Genomic DNA, 21,056 nt, shown 5'->3' on the forward strand with positions numbered 1-21,056 from the left:
GAACGACTGAGAATCCAAGGAGGCGAAACACTGTCTTTAATTATACTGGAGTCTGTTTTAAGAATGATGTGATGTCAGTCAAGACATCTGCCTCACTGAGAAGATTGGTGGAAACAAGACCACGTAAAGGGAGGGGTGTTCCATCAATTCGATAAATGGAACCTGGAAAGTGAATGCCGTAAACACCTGTTGGAATATACACATTCAAATCTAAGTCATCAACTTTAGCAGGCCCGACTAAGATGGTGGGAACTTCTGTCAAATACTTCTGCGCTTCTTTTGATAAACCCGAAAGGGGTTGCGCTCCCACTAAAACACAAAGATCGATTTCACCCCGTTGAATTAATTGACTGGCTGAAAACTCAATGGGAAAGTAGCGTGGATACCCAGCTGCAAAATTCACGTTAGCTGCATAACCTGTTTGCCATGCCAACACATGCTCTACGCCTTTGGTATCGCTCGCAGGCGGTACACTGATTGTGTGACATCGGCGATCAGCTTGAATCTCGCGTACCAATATTGACAAGGCTTCGATATCACGATGTGATAAATGACCTTGTTTAAATTCTGGCCCAAAAAAGAAAACAATATATTTGCTCTGTTGGATGAGACTGACTAATTCCTTCAAATCAGATATATAAGCCCCTGCTGACTCACCTTCATGGAAATCAATTCCTTTTAACAGTCCTCTCAAGTACCAGATCACCTCAAACGTGTTTTGTGCTTCCACCTGAATCGATTTATCGACATCTTCAGAAGATTCAGGAGTTTTCGTTCCCATTGATACAATCGTTCGTGGAAACTCTTCGTGCCCAGCAAGAAGAGTTTCCCGGTGACAATGATTTGTGAGCAATGCATCTGCGCCCCAATAAATAATCAAATCGGCACGACTGCGAACTTCTCCCAGCGTACAAGAGGCCTCTCCTACCTGTTGTAATGCCCTTACGTTGGAGGACGCCGCGGTATCTATGGTAGCTCCAATTTGATCTGCCAGAGCGACTGCCGCTCGATTTGAATCAGTAGAGGATTGTGACATCCCCCAAATCAGAGGCGCTTTCGAAAGATGAATCAGATCGACTGCCTGTTGGACAGCGTCGGAATGAGAAACCGTACGACCATCAATCAGGGGCAACAATGGGTCCGTCTGTCCAAATTGTTCAAACCAAGATCTTCCTTGCGAACAAGTTGTTTGAACATTGAGGATTTGGGTTCCATCAGTTGTGATTTGAATATTATCACATACGCAACAACATCCTGCACAAGTCACATCTTCAATCACATTCGCCACAAACGGACTCCAAAACCACGCATAAAATGAAAGCAATAAACAGGCAGGACACCTTAGCCAATTTGTTCTTTCAATTCATTTAGCAGTGCAACGGCTTTCCCAATATCGGCTTTTTGTTGTTCTCGATCTTCCGGTATTTCTCGTTCAATAGTCAGAGGACCGGTATATTCAATGTCGTTGAGAGCACGTAAATATGTTCCCATACCAACATCGCCTTCACCGAGAGGGACTTCTGCCCCCCATTCAATTCCACGTTTGCCTTCTGCAGCCCAAGTCGCATCTTTACAATGTACACTGGCTACAAGGTGGCCAACGCGTTTCAAGGCAGCAATGGGGTCGCCTGTTCCATAAAGAATCATATTAGCAGGATCAAAATTAATTTTCAGATTATCACGGCCGACATCACTAATGAAATCAAGCAAATGATCTGCGGTTTCCTGTCCAGTTTCCAGATTCAGAGTCTGGCCATTCACTTTTGCATGGTCGAGTAAATTCTGAGTCACAGAAACCAGCTCTTTATAATCCTCCGAATTCCGATCTTCAGTGACAAATCCAATATGCAAGGCAATTGTGTTGCACCCTAGCAACCTGGCGAAGTCGGAGATTTCTTTCATTTCTTCAACACGAGCGGCACGTGTCGCTTGGGGAACCAGCCCAACTGTTTGTTTCGTTGTGGGAATATCAGCATAGCTTTCTCCATCAAACCCCCCAAAAACACAAGTAATGGTAATGCCTGCAGCATTGCACCGTTCTAGAAATGCTGCTGCTGCTTCTTGAGTCCGTGTTTCTTTATGTGGAGCATGAACTTGGATCGTGGGAATTCCTAGTTCCTGGGCTACATCAAGATGAACCCCCAAACCTGCATCTACCGAAGCGAATACACCAATGGGCCATTTTTCCATAATTCTATCTCCACAAACTGATCTTTTTGTGATTCTTTAGATGATCCAATTCAAAAACTGATAGAACCCTAAAACAATTGGGAACTTGTCTGTTATCATAAAAAGAATTCGCTGGTTTCACAAATGAGACCCTTGTTTTCTTTACAATTTAAAGAAACACACAACTTAATGCTATTTTACAACTTGCCCCGTCTATTGTTTCCAGACAGAGTCGTCATATAATGGATGCTTATCAGGAAGATCAAAACAAACTGACCAAACAAAAGAGGTAATCTGCCATGATTGAAATCAATAAAATTCTCATACCAACCGATTTTAGTGAAACAGCACAAGCTGCTACCCAATATGCTGTCGAACTGGCAAAAAAATTCGATGCAAAATTACATTTACTACATGTCATCGAAGACCCGGTCGTTTATATGCCGATGTTTGAAAGTTATGCGCTACCTCCCAAAGAAGATTTTGAGAACTTCGCTGAAACACGATTAGAGAACTGGATTCTGGACGAAGATAAAGAGGGGCTTACTATTGAAACAGAGTGGGTTCATGGCAATCCGTTCGTAGACATCCTGAAATGCGCTAAACGTGAAGATGCAGATTTAATCGTTGTTGGCACTCACGGACGTTCCTTTACTGCCCATTTATTATTGGGTAGTGTTGCGGAAAAAGTAGTCCGCAAGGCAAAATGCCCCGTATTAACAGTTCGTCCGCAAGGGCATCAATTTATCCATCCAGGTATGGCAGATGATGAGTGAGCAATCTCTTTGTCTTTTCAATTCCTTTTTCCTCTCTGGTGAATGATTCACTCAGATAAATCAGGTATTTCAGATTTGTGATTGGCGACTCATCACATTCAGCAGAAAGCCGAATTCCCTTTTATGGGAAGCTATTCAGTATTATCGCTTTATTGATCATACTGAATCTACCAACCCCACAAGATATGTCAGCCGCTGCACAACGCCTGGCTGCTGTGACAGCTTTGATGGCAATTCTCTGGATGACGCAGGCGCTCCCCATCGCAGTGACGAGCCTGGTTCCTTTAGTGGCATTTCCCATCTTTGGGATTCAAGACCCCAAAACAGTCAGCCAAGCCTATATTAATCAAAACATTTTTCTTTATATGGGCGGTTTTATCATTGCGCTCGGAATTGAAAAATGGGGCGTTCATCGACGCATCGCCCTACATATCATCAATGTGATCGGCTCAAGTCCACGGCGTGTGATACTGGGCTTTTTGTTCGCAACAGCATTCTTATCCATGTGGATTAGCAACACGGCATCCACATTACTCATGCTGCCAATTGGTATGGCTATCATTGGTTCAATCACAGAATTAACAACACTGGAATCTCCAGAAGCATCTTCCAAGGCGATACACCATTTCTCAGTCGCACTACTGCTGGGGATAGCATATTCAGCCAGCATTGGAGGTGTGACAACTCTGATTGGAACTCCTACTAACATTGCCTTTCAGCAGATCTGGCTCGCCCAATTCCCCCAGGGGCCTCAACTGTCCGCTGGGGAGTGGATGGTGATGGTTGTCCCTTTTGGAATCACCTTTTTATTTTTGACCTGGGTAGTTCTCTGCTGGAAAATGCCAAGTTTATCTAAGTCGCAAGATTCTTCTCAGGCAATTATCCGTGAGCACATACATAAACTGGGGCATGCTTCGCGACCTGAAATTCTGATGCTGATCATCTTTGTCATGACCGCGATTTTGTGGGTGACACGTAAGCCTTTAAAATTTGGTGCTTATGAACTCCTTGCCGGATGGGAGCAGTTTCCAATTTACTTTCTCACGAAGTGGGGGATTCCAGTGGAAAATGTTTCTGGCTGGGTTCATGACTCCACGGTTGCCATGGGAATGGCCATCTTAATGTTCGCAATTCCCGCACAAAAGTCAGAACAGGGTCAGACAGAATATCTCATGGATTGGGAAACAGCAGAACGACTTCCCTGGGGTGTATTGTTATTGATCGGTGGTGGCTTTGCTATCGCGGGCGCATTTCAAACGACAGGTTTATCAATTTGGGTTGGTCAAATATTCTCTGAAATTGTGACTGGCTGGCCTCCCTGGGCACTCATCTTTACTGCCTGTTTGATGCTGACATTTCTGACCGAGTTCACGTCAAATATTGCAACGGTCAACACCGTCCTTCCCATTCTGGCTGCCACTGCCATCAGTCTGAATGTGGACCCAAGAATCATCATGATCCCTGCGGCGATTTCAGCCAGTTGTGCGTTTACAATGCCCATTGCAACTCCTCCCAACGCGATCGTCTTTGCTTCCGGGCAGATTAAGATTTCCGATATGCTAAAGTACGGAATCATCTTGAATCTGATTGGAGTCTTCCTGTTAACCGCATTTATGTTATTCTACTTCATCCCACAAATGGATATTCAATTTGGAAAAGTTCCAGATTGGATCTATCAACATCAACCTTAGCTTGATCTTTATTTCCCAATACAGAATTTACTGAAAATTCGATCAAGAATGTCATCGGTATATACTTGCCCGACAATTTGACCAAGGTGCTGTAAAGCATCACGAATTTCGATCGCAACCAGTTCTTCACCCATTCGTAATGTGGCTGCTTCTTCAGCCGCCTGCATTGATTGACTGGCAGACCGCAAACTTTCTCGACAGCGCGAAGCAGTGGAACCAATCAGAAACTTGCTGCCACGGTGGTATTCTGTCAAACGTGTTAAAATCAGATTCTTAAGCGCTTCAATTCCCACACCCTGCGTAGCACTTAACATGACATCACAATCAGGAAATGATGTATTTTTGAGTGGTTCAGAGGAGAGGTCACTCTTGGTCTTTACAATGATGACATTTTGCTCTGCAGATAATTGATCACGTTGTATCTGGTCTTTATCTTTCAGCTCTGAGTCAATATCTGCCGCAGTGCACCAGATTACTAAGTCTGCTTGAGCGATTTGTTCTCGCCGAAAATCCTGAGCACTAAGAGATATTTTATGTTTTCCTGATTCCATCCCGGCCGTATCGATCAGGTGAATTGATTGGCCTTCCCATTCTAAAGAAGTCACCAGATAATCCCGTGTCGTTCCTGCCACATCTGAAACCAACGCAGCTTGAGCATCACCAACTAAGGTATTATATAGCGTACTTTTCCCCGCATTTGGCAGACCTGCCAGGACTACAGTAAGCGTACCCGTTGATTCCATGCGCTGAGAAGAATCGTCATAAAGTTGTTCACAAAACGTTCGAATATCATGTAAGCGGGAAACGAGTGTATCACGATCAATAAATTCGATATCTTCTTCTACAAAATCCAAGCCTGCTTCCAATTCAGAGAGCAATTCGAGCAGATTCATTCGAGCCTGCGCAATACGAGTAGAGACGCCTCCTGCGAGCTGACTGAGGGCTAAATTCAGTTCTTCGTGATCATAGGCATCAATCACGCCCAGGATTGCTTCTGCCTGCACTAAGTCAACTCGCCCGGCGAGAAATGCTCGTAATGTGAATTCTCCGGGCCGGGCCATCCTCGCACCATGCGAACCGAGATTCTCAATCGCAGATTCCAGCAATGGTGGAGCACTGACCGTGTGAAACTCAGCCAATGGCTGCCCCGTGAAACTGCGTGCAGTCGGCCAATAGTATAATGTTCCAGGGATGCACAAGGCCGAATCAGTTAACTGTAATTGCCCAGAATGGCGTTCCGATCGTCGGGATCTTTGCCATGCGCTGGTTGATTCAAAACAATTTGATAAGCAAGGTACTATATCGTCCCCACTAATTCGAATGATTCCAGCTGCACTACTTCCTGGAGCAGAGGCAAGAGCAACGATCGTATCGTCAAATTGAAGATTCATGCCGAGTCTCTTAGGGAATCATCGTTATCGACGTTTTTTGGACTTTTTACCTGCCCCTTTTAGACGAGAACTTTGCTGTTTCTTCTTTTCATTCAAAGCAGCCTGCTCCTGTGCTTGATCAGCAATTTCCTGTAAACGAGCGAACCATCCTTTTTTCTCAGGCTTATCATTATTGGAAGCCTCTTTTTTAGGAGCTTGATTTTTTTTAGATTCTGCTTTGACTTCTATTGTTTTTGAGTCCGTCGCAGCGGCAGGAGAAGGATGTCGTTTTGATTGAAAATCAAGTAGTTTCCGCTCACAAATCCCCCATAAGCTGGAAGCAATAAAGTAAACACAAAGACCAGCGGGAACTCGATAAAACATGAATCCCATCGCGATCATCATGTAATTCATAATTTTGTGTTGTAATTCCTGATCTTTATCGGTCGGTGGTGGCATGAACAACTTTTGCTGCACAACAAATAAACCGACTGTAACGATCGGTAACAGATTAAAGTAATCACCCAGAAACGGAATTGCAAAGGGAAGCTGAAACAACTCATCAGGTGCGGCTAAATTATCAATCCAGAGGAATGGTGTTCCCCGTAGCTGGACCGCATTATTTAACGCAGTATACAAGCCAAAGAAGATTGGCAACTGCAAGAAAATGGGGAGACAACCTGCTAACGGATTGTAATTGTTTTTGCTGAACAATTCCATTTGCGCTCTGCCGAGCTTCTCGCGATCATCGCCATATTTCTTTTTGAGCTCTGCAATCTGGGGCTGGAGCTCTTTCATCTTTTGAGCGCCGACTGCCTGCTTTCGAGAAAGCGGATAAAGACTACCACGGACCATAATTGTCAAACCAATAATGGCAAGCCCGTAAGACAGACCGATGCTGTGCAATGTAGTCAACAACCACAACATCAGTTTGGCAACCGGACCAAAAAAACCGAAGTCCATAATTTCGGTCGCCTTCAAAGGAGGCCCGAGCAATGACTCTCGTTTAGGTCCGACATACATGGCATAGGTATGTGTTTCTTCAGCACCAGCCGCCAGTTCCATATCAACCGAATTGATTTTAACAGAAATGCTGCTTTGTGATACATCTTTCAAAGAACGGCTGATCAAAACAGGTTCAATGCTCTTATAATAGTTTGACCGCATCTCACCATTGATTAGTTCTGGCTTGTAATTATTGCCGTCTGGTGTCAGAAGAGCAGCAAAATATTGAATATCAACCCCGGCAAATTGAAATGCGCGAGTTAACTTCTCAACATTACCAGCATCGACTTCTTCAACAATGTCGGGAGCATACAATGTAACCGTATCGATTTCCAAATCATCTTGAAGAAATCCAATCCGCACATCGCGAAATTTACGCGTATTATCGGCATTTTCAAGTGGAACTCCAACAGGGCCTAAAAGCTGGTAATCCAGTTTCTGTAATGCATCGCCGTGATTAATCACGTTAATTTTAAAATGAACCAGATAGCCAGCCTGATCTGTATCACGAAACTCACGAAAGGTCTTACCTTCAGGTACTGGATATTTCTTGAGACTGTACTGCTTTTGAACTTCAATGGTGCCATCAGGGGCTGTAAGTCCCATACGAACCGACTGGATGATTTTGGGGTCACGCGGATCTTTAACCTGTTCCAGTATTTTCCAGTTTGCGCTCTTCGAATCTGTTTTTAATGGTGCCAATTTCGCATTTAATTGTTTAATGTCCAAGTCCAACGAACGCTTGACATCTTTTTTCCCCGCGATAAATTCATCCAAAACTTTTAATGGCTGATTATTTGCCTTTAACTCCTCATAGAGTGGATCATTTAAATGAGCATCAATCAGCGATGCGCCTTCAGTCGTAACAGACACCTGCAAAAAATAGCCTGACTCGGGATCAAGCGATCCCAGAACTACCTTTTGACGAGGATTGTTGAGAAGGTCTGCTTGTTTTACAGCTTGTTGCTTAGGCTCATTCTTTTCAACTTCCGCAGCCTCTCCTGGTTTTTTCGCAGCCAGAGGGGCCTCTGCATCAGGTTTCTCCTGCGCAGCGTTTTCTGGTGCCTTTTTAACCGCTGGTTTTTGGGGAGGGGCAATGAGGGGAACGACGAAAAGTTGCCAGGCAAACAAAACAGTCGCAGACAGAGTGACGAATAGTAAGAGTCTTTTTTGTTCCATTGTTATCGACCATCACGCAGACGGTCGCCCAAGAAGTTATCTAAATCAGGAATGTCGTAAATTTTTTCTGCGGTAGTATTGAAATCGTACTCGACTCGGCAGAAGGTCAATTTTTCATCATCAAGAATAATGTAGGAAGATCTGTTGTCAGTATCACGAGGTTGCCCAACAGAACCAACATTCACCAGAAATTTTTCTGATCCAAAGTCGTAAACGTAATCTACTTCGTCCGGTGCAAGAAAATTCATACTTTCTGTAAAAATTCCCGGAATGTGCGTGTGGCCTTGAAAACAATATTGATCTACCAGTCCAAAAATACGTTCCATTTTTCTCTGGTTGTAAATGTCTTCCGGAAAGACATATTCATTCAATGGATTTCGTGCTGATCCATGAACGAACAAGAGTTTTTCTTCGCGAATCATACGGGGAAGTTCGCCCAAAAAATCCCATCGATCCTGATTTTTTGATGCATCACCCGTTTCCAACATACGTCGCGTCCAGAAAATGGCACGCTCCGCACCAGCATTGAAACCTTCGGGATCAAATAGAGCAGCTTGATCATGATTTCCCAGGAGGGATTTCTGGCAGCGTTTACGAACCAGATCAATACACTCGCGCGGGTTGGGACCATATCCAATGATGTCTCCCAGGCAATAAATCTCGCTGATTTCACGGCGGTCAATGTCAGCCAGAACCGCTTCCAACGCTTCAAGATTTCCGTGAATATCACTTATTATTGCTCTTAACAACGGATAACTCCCACTATCTGTTACCGGAGCCTCATAACAAACAGGCAAATCTCCCGGTAATAATCATTGAAGACACCTCAATCTGAGAGGCGACCTTCGGTAAATAAAACACCCTGCATTCGAAAGGTAAATTGATACCGCGTACATAGAATCCTGTCTGTTCCTAACAGGATGTTTGAGAGTCGACTGCAAAGCCCTTTGAGCTACTTTGATACGATTATTTATGATCTCAGACTACTATACATTCGCAACCCAAGTCTGGAATATTTCAATTCAGCACCAATAGTAGCAGTACACGGGTACCATCTCAAGGCTCTGTTTGCAGTTGTCATTCGCTATTAAATGGTAATTCTTTCGTATTTCGTAATAAATTCCATTAGGAATTCGATCTCAACTTATAAAACAATGACCCAAAAGGATCTAAATCACAGTAAAGTCATTAGCCACTTCAAATTTATCTGCTCGCAAGCTCCCTCAAGATTGAATTCTCTCTCTTATTTCTTGTCAATTCAGGTGATTTACCGTAGATCGAATCAAATGCACCTTCATTTCACATTATAGGAATTATACACATCTTAACAGAATAGGATACTCCATTACGAAGGCATTAAAACTCGCACAATTGACACTATTGTTCTTCTAACAATGTTGTAGTGTTATGAATGTTGCTTTTTTGCAACGGCCACACCTGGGATTTCAGATTCTGATTCCGTTCTGATTCCCAAAAACAACAGACGTCATAACAGCATGTTGCCAGTTTGAAACTTATGCCCTATGTTTTCAATATCCCTTCATTACTGTTTGCTCCCCAGCTTCACAGTTAGACAAAAAGTTCCTCCAATCAGGTAACTATGTGTCTGGTGTGAAATTTAACTCGATTTGCTCATTTGTTTCGAGGAAATCAAATTTCCAGCGAGCTCTGCTTTTGAAATCAATCATTGATTTTAAATCGAGCAATAAACAGATTTTCAATTTCAAATTTTGAATCCAAGTGAAACATCCTATGTACTTCACAATCAGATTCAGCTGTACGACGATTACAGCATAACTAGCACACTTTGGGTGAGACAAAATCAATGAAGACAAATTCTGGTTCATTACTGGTAGTTGACGACGATCAAAATATTCTGGAAGCGATGGCTGACTATTTAAGAAGTCTCGGCCATCGTACAGAAACATCATTAACATGTCTGGATGCTATTGAGCGTCTGAAGGAATTCCCATTCCAAGTGGTCGTCTGCGATGTCAATTTACCAGACCAGGATGGCTTTCAATTGTTGGAATGGGTGAAAGAGAACTCTCCTGAAACTGCCGTAATTATGTTGACAGGATTCGGAACTATCGAAAGTGCCGTAGAGGCGATTCGGCTTGGTGCTTTCGAATATTTGACCAAACCAGTCATTGATGAAGAACTAAGCCTGACCATTGAACGATGTTTGGAACAGAGGCAGGTTGTAGAGGAAAACAAGTCACTAAAAGCACAACTCGATCAGCGTTTTGGTCTGGCAAATATCGTGGGTCAAGACTACAAAATGCAGAAGATGTTTGATTTGATCGAAAGTGTAGCAGATACTCGGACGACGGTCTTGATTCTGGGTGAAAATGGTACGGGAAAAACGATGACTGCACGTGCGATTCACCAGCTTAGCGATCGCTGCAGTAAACCATTTGTTGAAGTTGCCTGTGGCGCGCTTCCAGACACTTTACTCGAGAGTGAGCTATTCGGTCATAAAGCTGGCGCCTTTACGGGGGCAACTCATGACAAAATTGGCAAGTTTTTACAGGCGGATGGTGGTACATTGTTCCTAGATGAAATTGCCACGTCTTCTCCCAGTCTGCAGGTAAAATTGTTGCGGGTTTTGCAGGATCGTGAATTCGAAGCAGTTGGTGATAATAAAACTCATTCTGTTGATATTCGTCTCATTCTGGCAACCAATCAAAATTTGGAAGAGATGGTAGCCAAAGGAGAATTCAGACAGGATTTATATTATCGCATAAACGTAATTACATTGACTCAGCCTGCCCTTAGAGAACGCATCAGTGACATTCCGCTACTGATCGAACACTATCTCAAAATTTATAACGAACAAGTTGGCAAATCCATCAAAGGTTTTGATGCTTCTGCAGTTCAAGCAATGTTAAAATATTCCTGGCCAGGTAATGTTCGAGAGCTCATTAATGTCATTGAGCGGTCGGTTGTGTTGACAAAAGGTGATTACATTCGAATTCATGATCTTCCCGAACAAATTCGTCAGGAACAATCATTTTTGGCGTCTTCTAGCAATCGAGTGGGGAATGCCTCATTGAAGAGTGCTTTAGCAAACCCTGAACGTCAAATCATTATCGAAGCCCTTGAGGCCAATGGATGGAATCGACAAAACACGGCCAAAGCCTTGGGAATCAATCGCACAACACTTTATAAGAAAATGAAGAAGTACGAAATCGATTTCGAAAAGCAACTAATGCACTAATGCACTAATCATTAACCTTGCTTTGCTCTACTTATCAAGGATGCACGTCGTTCAAACGTGCATCCTTTTTGCATTCTGAAACCTTTCATATGCAGTATTACCATTCATTTGAGTAAAACAGATCAGGTTTGTTTTATCCCTTCATCTTACGAAATAAAATGACCGATACTTTTGAGAGAATAGAACAATCTACTTACGTATTTAGCGAACAAACGCTCCATCATCTCATTTCCAGGAGGGGGGAAACATGAGATTCTCGCTGATTATGATCGTCACGATTTCGTGTACTCTTACCAGTTCGGCAATTTATGCCGAAGAGGCGGTTCAACCACAAACCTTAGCAGATGTATTATCTCAAGGAGTCCTCGAACAAGATGCGGCACCAGCGCCCCCTGTCTTGGATGACGATGATGATTCTACTCTTCCGTCCGACTCAGAAACAAAACTGATTCATTCGCCAAGCAGTAAACCAGCACTGAGCCAACCCGCGCACGGGTACTGTTCTTCCTCTGTCTGCAACGATCAAACTTCTGTTTGTGACTGCCCAATATGCAATTGTAGCTCATGTTGTACAATATGTGATCGAATACCGTTATTGAATAAATTTCCCAGCGATCGCTGTTTTGATGACTTTATTATGCCGGTAAGTAACCCCGTTTGGGCGATTGATCCACGCTCGCTGACCTATGTACGCGGTGTTTTCATCAATCAAATGATTGACGCTCAGACCCCCGTGCTTGGAGCAGGGGACTTGCAAGTCTACGCTCTCCAAATCGGAATTGCCTTGAACGAACGACTCTCCTTTCTGGCGATCAAAGATGGGTATAATACTTTACAAACACGTGGTGTGGGAAATAGAACAGGCTGGTCAGACCTTGGACTCGGTCTGAAGTATGTCTTAATCAGAGATGTAGAGAACCAATTTTTACTCTCTGGTGGACTTATTTATGAAACGACTAATGGAAGTACACGCGTGTTTCAAGGAAATGGTGATGGAGTATGGACGCCATATGTTTCTCTCGGTAAGCAAATTGGCAGTGGTCATGTCATCGCCTCAGCAGGTTATCATATTCCTGGTGACACAGCAGAGGAGTCGCAATCGATTTATTACAGTGTGCATTATGACCACCCCATTACCAATAAACTCTCGGCGATCGCAGAATTGAATGGAATTGTTTATACCAAAAGTGGTCAGGCCCTGCCGCTAAGTATTGAAGGGGGAGACTGGATCAATCTTGGTTCTTCCAGCGTAGCAGGAAATAATGTTGTGACGACCGCTTTTGGAGCCAACTACCGCGTCAATCGCTGCTTGTCTCTTGCAGGCGTCTGGGAATTCCCGCTTTCTAATCGAAAAGATCTTCTTGACAGCCGTACGACGATTACTTTGACCCTGACTTTCTAATCCAAAATCAATCGATTCGGTTTAGTGAGGTTTGGAACTCATTCGTGATCTGACAATTTGTTCTAATTGATCCAAAACCTCTTCAATTGTCAAAGTGGAAGTATTGAATTCTATTGCATCGTCGGCCGGCACTAACGGGGCGACGGTGCGTTGTTCATCGCGTTGGTCGCGTTCATCAATTTGCTGTAAAATATCTGCAATAGGCATGCCTTTCCCTTGCGCCTGGAGTTCTTCGTGTCTACGACGCGCGCGTTCCTGCGGATCGGCAATCAGAAAAAACTTGCAGAATGCTTCAGGAAAAACCACAGTTCCCTGATCACGACCTTCGCTGACGATATCAATGCCTTCTGCTGTTTGACGCTGTAAGCGCACCAGTTCTGTTCTTACTGCCGGGTATTGTGCAACGAGAGAAGCAATCTCAGTCACTTCAGGGGTGCGGATTAATTGCGAAACATTCTGTCCATCAACCAGCACTTTCGCATCAGAGAACGAAATTTTAATTTGCTGACTGACTGCCCCCACTGCCTGCTCATCAGCGGGATTAACGTTTTGATCAAGTACACTCCAGGCAACACAACGATACATTGCCCCTGTATCAAGAAACTCAAAGCCTAAACGCTGCGACAAACCTCGTGCCGCGGTACTTTTCCCAGATCCTGCCGGACCATCTATCGTCACGATCATCAACCAGGATTACTCCTCAAACTGGATTTCAATCTCAGCAATTTCATACTGAGACATTTCAATTAGAACAGCGTCTTCTTCTATCGGAAGTTCCACTATTGTTTTACCATGAAAATCACGTTGTCTGGCGCTGACGGGTGATTTCCAACATCGAAATTTGACAGAACGATGTATCCCTTCTGTCTCAATCAAGCGCACTGCAAAACCAGTCGATACACCAGACGTATGTCGTGAGGAACTTTCTTCAGGATGTGCCAGATCCAGAATTCGTGTCAGTTGTACATTGCTGGCTGAAACATGAAATAACCAACCATTGTCCCCCATACGAGGAGGTCCAACCGGACTTGAAAATTGACCTGGGGGCACCATTACATTCTTGGCTGTTTGCATAGGAAAACTCTGGTTGACAGCAATCGAGAATCTAAATTCGCGTTTGGTTTCTCCTTCAACAACCAACATACTATCCAGCATGCGAGGCCCTGTTTTACGATGAAACGGTAAACCATGATTGAGAATTGTTACCCGTTCTTCACCTTCTGCAATCTCAAAATAATGAGGACTTTCAAACCGTTCTCCCTGAAATGCATGCGCACTCTCTAATAACGATCTTGTCAGAGAAGCCGTACTATCCCCCCATGCAAATCGAGCTGCAAAATAATTGTCCCAGGGATTTCCATCCGGCATTGTCTGTATATCAAGCTCAATCTTCACATCAAGAATAGGCCGCCCGCGCCAAAGCTGGAAAGTTTGTCGAAATGTTGCCAGCGTGCTCTCACTCACCTGATCAAATATTTCACCGGTTGTTACAATTTCTCCCATGCCTGGACCATCGCATGTCAGCTCTACTTTTACTTCTCGTATATCGGAATAAGGAGTTTTATTATCCCAACTCCCTAAGGGGCCTGTTGTAGAAATATTTCGCTGGTAGGGAAATCGAAATGCTAACTGCTGGCTTAAACGATTCGGCTTGCGACCATATTCTTTAATCTGAGCAATGCCACCAGTCTCTTCGTGTATATGAACTTCAAAAAATTCATTTCTCAGCAAGAGTGGCTCCGCGATCGGTACATTCGCTTTGGAGCTTTCTGGTGGAGACTGAGCTGGCTGAAGCCAGACAAAACCCGCACCAGGGATCTCAACAACGGCTTTCTTTTGTCGATCATCAAATTGTGTTGCTTTGACTGAATCACTTAGCTCTGGTGCATTGGGAAAATCAGGTAAATCGACAACGGCACACCTGTTAAACGATAGGGAGTTCAACAATAAAACTCCATGCTGTTGTTGTTCCATGCCTTGAAGAATTACAGCAGCCAACTTTGCTACGCCCGCTTCACAAAAGCCTTGCAGCGACGTGACTGCGTTTTGAACATGTTCATCGCTCGCATCGGGATGTCCATGTTCGATATCTCGCTCTATTGTTAAAAGTGAGGCGTCTTGTATCGTTTGTCCATAGATGGCTTTGGAAATTGTGTGAAACCAGAGCCCGGAAGTAAACTCATCATACCTTTGGAAATGATCAATAAAGCGGCTAAGAGGGTTGGGCATTCGCATCGCCACAAGTTGACTCAGGAAAGGCGATAAGTATTCCCGGGCATCATATGAAGAGTGTCGTCCAGACGATTCCGTGTTTTGAAAGAAATCATTCAACAACACAAAGCTCCCCAACACGGGTGCATAATGATGGATGCGTTTAAAATCCTCAAAGAATGGCGATTTCACATCAGGCCAGTGGGCAAACATCAATGCCCCGACCTGATCTTCTTCCATCGACTCAGCCATCCGCTGTGGAAACCGAAGATAACTGGCGGCACCCTCAGCAGACATGGGAATTCTGGAAAAGGCATCCAATATCGTTCCATCTGATCCTTCCCAGTGAATTTTACTCTGCTCATAATCGGGATAAACGCCGTCATCCAATACGAGATGCAAGGCAGAATGGAATCCAAATCGATGAAGTAACATAGGCAGAAGAGAGGCCAGGCCAAAACGTCGTCTGGCCCACGTCGTAGGTGTTCGTCCTGTCCGTTCCCGAATATTGTTCGTACCCGACTTCAGCTGCCAGATGACAGACTCGACTGGTACAACCGGAATGGCAATCTGCTCCTGTTCTCCTCCAATAACCTCTGTTTCCTGACTCCCACAACTCCTTTTCAGGTGATCTATCAATTCAGGATCGTTTTCAGTGATCGTTTCAAGATCATCCGAGGTGATCAACAAATTTAAAGGCCGCTCATCAATAATGGACTGCTTCAGTGAATCGTCAACTGATTCTTGTGTTACCAGACACATGTCAAGCAAATAACAATCAATGGGGTAAAAACGTTCCCGATTTTCCAGTAGAACTTCAAAGCATCCCTTCAGGTGCGCGCGGGCTGCTTCTCTATCATTAGCTAACGCTGCATCGGCAGCGGCAATGGCCTCCCGCTGAATGGTTGCCTCATCTAAGCTACTAAAATGGTGCATACAGCGGGTTAATAATTCTAATTGAATATAACAGAGCCCCAATGCATAAAAATCAGCAACCAAATCATCCGACAAGATCTCATGAGCCGAATCTTCCTGTTCAGAGTTGAGTGGCTGAAGAGCTGCTTCTGCCATTTCATCTCGCTCAATCTTGCCACTGACAACAGTAGCGCCATTCGACTCAGCCTCTTCAATCCAACCGTAAGGCAGCCAATCCTCAGAAGTCTTGGGAATGAGCAGCAAACGATCTGTCAAAAACTGCGGAGGTTCATCGGAACGATGCCAACTGGGAATGACTCGTGATGAGGCCAAAAGTTCAGGATGCCATGCCACCGCAAAGGCATTGAGCAGGCTCTCTGCGTCTTTTTCATCCAATTCCGTTGGAAAATCTTCAAGACTATGACAAGGGATCAATATCACAATATCATTGTATGTCATTATATTGCAATGCTTTACAAACTTTGTGTCATTCTATAATTTTGCCGGGAAAGCCCTGTTTTCGACGCTGACAAAGATTAGCATAAGCAAACCGCCACTGAGGATCTATAGAACCATCTCCAACAGCATTGATAAATCACAAATGCAAGATGAACTTATACTTAAATAAGCCCTATTTTGAACCCAAACCGATCAGCAACAGGATAAAATTGGTCAAAATCTTTTTTGAGAATCCATCAAAAAAACGACAAAATCGTATTAAATAACAGGATTTGCGGGAACTATACTCAATTAGCTCTCATCCTAAAAAATGAAAGCGTCATTACTAAAAGATTTCTGCCTTAAGTTTCTTACTACATTTTAGTTTCATTTAAAGGTAGTAAAATACTCAGAGTATTTATATTAATTTTCGTGAAGTCGTTTTCAAACGTCCTTTATTTCATTGACTTTAGACGAAATCCTGTGATAGCCTTATGTTAGGGAATTATTTGCTCTCAAAAGTGATTCTCTAACCTTTCTTAATACTAAACTAATTTAGAATGATTCTCATTTCGCTCGTCTGAATAATTTTCTTCAGCAAGTGGAAATTCACTTCGTTATTGATTCTGGCAACCACTGACACAGGTCGAACCAGAAAGTAGGAGTAACCGGACACATGGCAGATAATCAAGCTGTTTGGGGCATTGAGATTGGACAAGCTGGCTTAAAAGCCATACGTCTTCGCTATGCAGAAGCCGCCGACCAAGTGATTGCTGTTGCCTTTGATTATATTCCGCACCCTAAAATTCTCAGCCAGCCAGATGCGGTTCCTGATGAATTGATCAGCCAGGCTTTAGAAACGTTTCTGTCTCGTAACGAAATTAAAGGGGATCAGATCGCAATCAGTGTCCCAGGGCAGGCTTCCTTGGCTCGATTCATTCAATTACCACCGGTTCAATCGAATCGTGTTCCTGAAATTGTGAAATATGAAGCGAAACAACAAATCCCCTTTGCTCTTGAAGATGTCATCTGGGATTATCAGCCTCTGGGTGGAGGTGTCGAAGAGAGCGGTTACATGCTGGATGCCGAAGTCGGTATTTTTGCGATGAAACGTGATCAGGTCTTACAAACATTAGAACCGTTTGTCTCTCGAAAAATCGAAGTCGAATTGATCCAGATTGCCCCTCTTGGTCTGTACAACACACTTTGTTATGACTCATTAGGCATGCGAGTTGGTCAGGAATACGAGGGAGATCCTGAAGAGTCTTCCATTGTGGTCGATATGGGTGCTGACAGTACCACACTGATGGTCACGAACGGCAGCAAGATTTGGATTCGTAATGTTCCCATCGGTGGAAACCACTTTACGCGTGCTCTCACCAAAGAGATGAAACTTACATTTGCCAAAGCCGAGCATCTCAAATGCAATGCTACGCGATCAGAAGATCCACGCGCGGTTTTCCAGGCCTTACGTCCTGTTTTCAATGATTATGTCTCGGAAATTCAAAGGTCCATTGGATATTTTTCCAGCGTCAACCGCGATGCAAAAATTTCCAAAGTCTATGGGACAGGTAATGGATTCAAGCTTGCTGGTTTACAAAAATTCTTACAGCAGAACTTACAATACGAAGTGGAACGACTCGATGATTTTCAGGCATTGGTCGGTGATGCGGTCCTTAACGAACCACTGTTCCAAGATAATATCCTGACATTTACTGTTCCCTATGGGCTTGCGTTGCAGGCCTTACAACAAACATCCATTCGCACTACATTGTTGCCGCCTGAAATTGCGACAGCCCGTAAGATTCGTCGCAAAAAACCCTGGGCCGTTGTTACAGCTGCAGCCTTGTTAGTCGGGCTTTGTATTTCAGCAGTGGGATATAGCAATGTTGCCAACTCAGTTAGTACTGAGCGTTTTGGTAGCGCAGAAGGTAAAGTCAAAAATTTGACGACTCAAGTGAGCGGATATAAGTCCAGCTATGATAGCGCAGAAAGTGAATTTACTTCTCTCATTGAGACGGGAAACAAGCTTGTTTGGAACTTGGAAACAAGGGACGACTGGTTAGAGGTGTTCAAAGCCATAAATGAATGCCTACCCCGAGACATTGGTGACGAACTTGACAATGAAAAAATTGAACAAAGTAAGCGAATCAAATTACCTGGCATTACAGTAAAACACTACGCTGACTTGAATGAGTGGTTTGAGAAACTACCCGCGCGAATCAAGGCGGATATGCTGCAAGAAGACCAGGATAAAGCTCCGGAAGGAGAAGGCTTTGTCTTTACCCTGAATGGTCTACACTATCACCATGATGAATCAAAGCCGCAGACCGATATCGGTGCTTTATATGTCCATGAAACGTTACTAAAAAGCCTCAATTCATGGACAGTGAAAAATCCTAATTCTCCACAGGTCGATGTACGCAAAATGGGTATCACACATGCCGTCATTCTTTCAGATGAACGAAGCCCGTTTGATTTCTACCCCAAAGGTCGTCCACGCGGAATGCAACGAGGTGGCGAAGGAGGGGCCTTTGCTCCCGGTGGATTTGGAGGCTTTGGGGCCCGTGGTGGAGTCGGAGGCGCCCTGCCCGGGGAAGACGCCATAGGTATCGCCGGTGGTGGTTTGGGTGGCGCTGGTCGACCGCGCCTCGGTGGTAACCGTGTTGAAAAAGAAGCCAAACCAATGCGAATTCATCAAACAAAATTTATTTTAGAATTTGTCTGGAAACCGATTCCGGTACTTGAACGTCTGGAAACGCAACCAGAATCCTCTTCAAGTGAAGGGGAAGAAACTGCAGAAGCAGGTTAATCAACGCCTTACTTTCGAATTAAATACTGTAATATACTGATCAAAACTACTGATACCTTATTTGAGTCAATAAATCTCTGCGGAGAATCGAGGACAAACTCATGGACAAACTAAAACCGATTCTTGCTCATAAATTCTGGATTATTCTGTTTATCGCACTGCTACTCCCTGTTATTGGCTGGAGCATGGCGACAGGCAGCCTCGCCAAAGAGATCGAAGAACGAAAAACGGCTATTGATAAAGCCTTTACCGACGCGCAAATCTCTCCGAATCCTCCTAATGAAACATGGTCAACAGCCCTCAAACAAATCAACAAAGAAAAAGAAAATTATATTGGCCAATCGCATAAATATCTGTGGGACAAACAGAAGAGCTTGTTTGTATGGCCAACAAATATTGCTCCCTTGATGAAAGACACACCTTATCGTGGTGAGATATCTCGTGTACCACGAAACCTGTATCGTAGCGCTTACAAATTTGAAATTTTAAGAGTCCATAAGCTGGCAAACCCCTTTGACCTGAGAGAGGGAACCGGAACAGTTGATCTCTCTCCCAATGTGATTCCCCATGTTCCTTTAGACAAATGGAAAACGCTGCCACCAACTCCTAAAGAAATGTGGGACGCCCAGGAAGATGTCTGGCTTGTGACGTCCATTCTGGAAGCAATCGCGAATGTCAATAAAGGTGCGGCCAATATCAGTGAGTCTGCCGTTCGACAGATTTCCGTACTCGAATTGCGGGGTGGAACAGTTGGCGATGACGGCAGCGCCCCTGCTGGTGGCGATGGCATGGATCCCGGCATGAGTATGGAAGGAGATTTTGCTGCAGGCGGCGGCGGGGGACTATTTGGTGGTGGTAACCCTGGCATGGCAGGTGGCAAGGATGGAATGCAGAGTATCAGCGTTGATATGGATTTGACAGAAATCTTTGGAAATGATGTTGATGGCTCTGCTGGAGGAGGAGACGAGTCAGGTGAGATGATGGAATCTGCAGATGCTATGATTCCTGGAGGGCTCGGCGGCGGGTTTGGTGGGAGGGGTGCACAAAACCTCAAACGATACTACCACGAAGAAGAAGAGCTTCCTTACAAAACGCGTGCCTTTTATATGAAAGTGGTTGTTCAATCAACAAAACTACCGCACTTACTCGCAGAGCTGACAAAAATGCCTTGGCCAGTCGAAATTAAACGTGTTCAAATCGCAGATATGTTTGATGATAATCTCAGCCCACTTGGCCAAACCGGTGGTGGCATGGCTGGCCGCAGACCGGGCAGAGGTGGAGCTATGGCAGGCGGAAACGAATTTGATCTCGAAAATGGTTTGGATGGAGGCGTGGGTCGTCCAGGCGCTGGCTTTGAAGCAGATGGACTTCCTGGAGCAGGACGTGATCAAGGGCTCGAAAACAAAAGCTTACTTGATGCTGCTCTCAATGACCCGGAACTGGCTGTTGTTACGATCGCAGGCCTGATGACACTCTACAAACCGTACACACCTCCGGAAGGAGATGTCGTTGCTCAATCAGAGGGAGGGGAAATGAGTACAGATCAGCAACCAGCGACTGGCACAGAGCCACAACCTGCAGATTCTTCAACAATACCCCCTACAGAAAACCCAGCAACTCCTGTAGAGCCGACTGTTCCTGCAGAAAATTCAGAAAAGCAACCTGATGAGTCGAATACTGAAGAAAAACCAAAACAACCAACGGAGTCCACTCAACCGCAACCAGCAGACTCCGATCCTAATAGTCCACAGCCCCCAAAGACTGAAACCAAGTCAGAGGAAGCTGTAAAACAATAAAATCTGTTTACCTCAAAACTAAGTTTGACTAATTACAGTAAAAAAACTTAACCAAACGGAGAAGGTCCCGTG

General features: G+C 44.3%; 13 protein-coding genes. 6 read left to right on the top strand and 7 right to left on the bottom strand.

Going from position 1 to position 21,056, the window contains the following annotated elements; all coding sequences use genetic code 11:
- Positions 1 to 40: 40 nt before the first annotated feature.
- Positions 41 to 1,288, bottom strand: coding sequence for a hypothetical protein (locus tag V144x_RS15020; RefSeq protein WP_144985952.1), 1,248 nt, complete (start codon positions 1,286 to 1,288; stop codon positions 41 to 43).
- A gap of 53 nt (positions 1,289 to 1,341) precedes the next feature.
- A complete protein-coding gene (locus tag V144x_RS15025) occupies positions 1,342 to 2,190 on the bottom strand; it encodes a sugar phosphate isomerase/epimerase family protein (protein ID WP_144985953.1) in 849 nt (282 codons plus the stop codon).
- A gap of 278 nt (positions 2,191 to 2,468) precedes the next feature.
- Between V144x_RS15025 and V144x_RS15030 the strand changes: the two genes are divergently transcribed.
- Both V144x_RS15030 and V144x_RS15035 read left to right on the top strand, forming a co-directional pair.
- On the top strand, positions 2,469 to 2,945 hold the full coding sequence (locus V144x_RS15030) for a universal stress protein (RefSeq protein ID WP_144985954.1): 477 nt from the start codon (positions 2,469 to 2,471) through the stop codon (positions 2,943 to 2,945).
- Between the two features lie 77 nt (positions 2,946 to 3,022).
- Positions 3,023 to 4,636 carry an SLC13 family permease gene (locus tag V144x_RS15035; protein ID WP_144985955.1) on the top strand — a complete coding sequence of 538 codons (1,614 nt, stop codon included), beginning with the start codon at positions 3,023 to 3,025 and terminating at the stop codon, positions 4,634 to 4,636.
- An 8-nt stretch (positions 4,637 to 4,644) separates the two neighbouring features.
- Here V144x_RS15035 and mnmE read toward each other — a convergent pair whose 3' ends face one another.
- The 3 genes from mnmE to V144x_RS15050 are packed head-to-tail and all read right to left on the bottom strand — an operon-like array spanning position 4,645 to position 8,939.
- Positions 4,645 to 6,027 (bottom strand): tRNA uridine-5-carboxymethylaminomethyl(34) synthesis GTPase MnmE, encoded by a 1,383-nt coding sequence (mnmE, locus tag V144x_RS15040; RefSeq protein WP_144985956.1) that lies wholly within the window; start codon positions 6,025 to 6,027, stop codon positions 4,645 to 4,647.
- A 24-nt stretch (positions 6,028 to 6,051) separates the two neighbouring features.
- On the bottom strand, positions 6,052 to 8,190 hold the full coding sequence (gene yidC, locus V144x_RS15045) for a membrane protein insertase YidC (protein WP_144985957.1): 2,139 nt from the start codon (positions 8,188 to 8,190) through the stop codon (positions 6,052 to 6,054).
- Positions 8,191 to 8,192: 2 nt separating this feature from the next.
- A complete protein-coding gene (locus tag V144x_RS15050) occupies positions 8,193 to 8,939 on the bottom strand; it encodes a metallophosphoesterase family protein (RefSeq protein WP_144985958.1) in 747 nt (248 codons plus the stop codon).
- A gap of 1,076 nt (positions 8,940 to 10,015) precedes the next feature.
- Here V144x_RS15050 and V144x_RS15055 point away from each other — a divergent pair.
- Together V144x_RS15055 and V144x_RS15060 are read left to right on the top strand one after the other, a co-directional pair.
- On the top strand, positions 10,016 to 11,410 hold the full coding sequence (locus V144x_RS15055; protein ID WP_144985959.1) for a sigma-54-dependent transcriptional regulator: 1,395 nt from the start codon (positions 10,016 to 10,018) through the stop codon (positions 11,408 to 11,410).
- 247 nt (positions 11,411 to 11,657) lie between these two features.
- Positions 11,658 to 12,812: a hypothetical protein gene (locus V144x_RS15060; protein ID WP_144985960.1), complete on the top strand. Its 1,155-nt coding sequence runs from the start codon at positions 11,658 to 11,660 to the stop codon at positions 12,810 to 12,812.
- Between the two features lie 21 nt (positions 12,813 to 12,833).
- On the opposite strand, the gene cmk is transcribed toward V144x_RS15060, so the two are convergent.
- Together cmk and V144x_RS15070 are read right to left on the bottom strand one after the other, a co-directional pair.
- Positions 12,834 to 13,496 carry a (d)CMP kinase gene (cmk, locus tag V144x_RS15065; RefSeq protein WP_144985961.1) on the bottom strand — a complete coding sequence of 221 codons (663 nt, stop codon included), beginning with the start codon at positions 13,494 to 13,496 and terminating at the stop codon, positions 12,834 to 12,836.
- 9 nt (positions 13,497 to 13,505) lie between these two features.
- On the bottom strand, positions 13,506 to 16,397 hold the full coding sequence (locus V144x_RS15070; protein ID WP_144985962.1) for a glycoside hydrolase family 38 N-terminal domain-containing protein: 2,892 nt from the start codon (positions 16,395 to 16,397) through the stop codon (positions 13,506 to 13,508).
- Positions 16,398 to 17,052: 655 nt separating this feature from the next.
- Between V144x_RS15070 and pilM the strand changes: the two genes are divergently transcribed.
- Together pilM and V144x_RS15080 are read left to right on the top strand one after the other, a co-directional pair.
- Positions 17,053 to 19,188 carry a type IV pilus assembly protein PilM gene (gene pilM / locus V144x_RS15075; RefSeq protein WP_144985963.1) on the top strand — a complete coding sequence of 712 codons (2,136 nt, stop codon included), beginning with the start codon at positions 17,053 to 17,055 and terminating at the stop codon, positions 19,186 to 19,188.
- 101 nt (positions 19,189 to 19,289) lie between these two features.
- The gene (locus V144x_RS15080; RefSeq protein WP_144985964.1) at positions 19,290 to 20,984 is read left to right on the top strand and encodes a hypothetical protein; all 1,695 of its coding nucleotides are present in this window, start codon (positions 19,290 to 19,292) and stop codon (positions 20,982 to 20,984) included.
- Positions 20,985 to 21,056: the final 72 nt, after the last annotated feature.

Source organism: Gimesia aquarii (assembly GCF_007748195.1).
Lineage (GTDB): Bacteria > Planctomycetota > Planctomycetia > Planctomycetales > Planctomycetaceae > Gimesia > Gimesia aquarii.

Bases quoted from the DNA above. Each gene is read 5' to 3' on its own strand.
- V144x_RS15025 (WP_144985953.1), bottom strand. From the start codon at position 2,190: ATGGAAAAATGGCCCATTGGTGTATTCGCTTCGGTAGATGCAGGTTTG.
- V144x_RS15030 (WP_144985954.1), top strand. From the start codon at position 2,469: ATGATTGAAATCAATAAAATTCTCATACCAACCGATTTTAGTGAAACA.
- mnmE (WP_144985956.1), bottom strand. From the start codon at position 6,027: ATGAATCTTCAATTTGACGATACGATCGTTGCTCTTGCCTCTGCTCCA.
- yidC (WP_144985957.1), bottom strand. From the start codon at position 8,190: ATGGAACAAAAAAGACTCTTACTATTCGTCACTCTGTCTGCGACTGTT.
- V144x_RS15055 (WP_144985959.1), top strand. From the start codon at position 10,016: ATGAAGACAAATTCTGGTTCATTACTGGTAGTTGACGACGATCAAAAT.
- V144x_RS15060 (WP_144985960.1), top strand. From the start codon at position 11,658: ATGAGATTCTCGCTGATTATGATCGTCACGATTTCGTGTACTCTTACC.
- cmk (WP_144985961.1), bottom strand. From the start codon at position 13,496: ATGATCGTGACGATAGATGGTCCGGCAGGATCTGGGAAAAGTACCGCG.
- V144x_RS15070 (WP_144985962.1), bottom strand. From the start codon at position 16,397: ATGACATACAATGATATTGTGATATTGATCCCTTGTCATAGTCTTGAA.
- pilM (WP_144985963.1), top strand. From the start codon at position 17,053: ATGGCAGATAATCAAGCTGTTTGGGGCATTGAGATTGGACAAGCTGGC.
- V144x_RS15080 (WP_144985964.1), top strand. From the start codon at position 19,290: ATGGACAAACTAAAACCGATTCTTGCTCATAAATTCTGGATTATTCTG.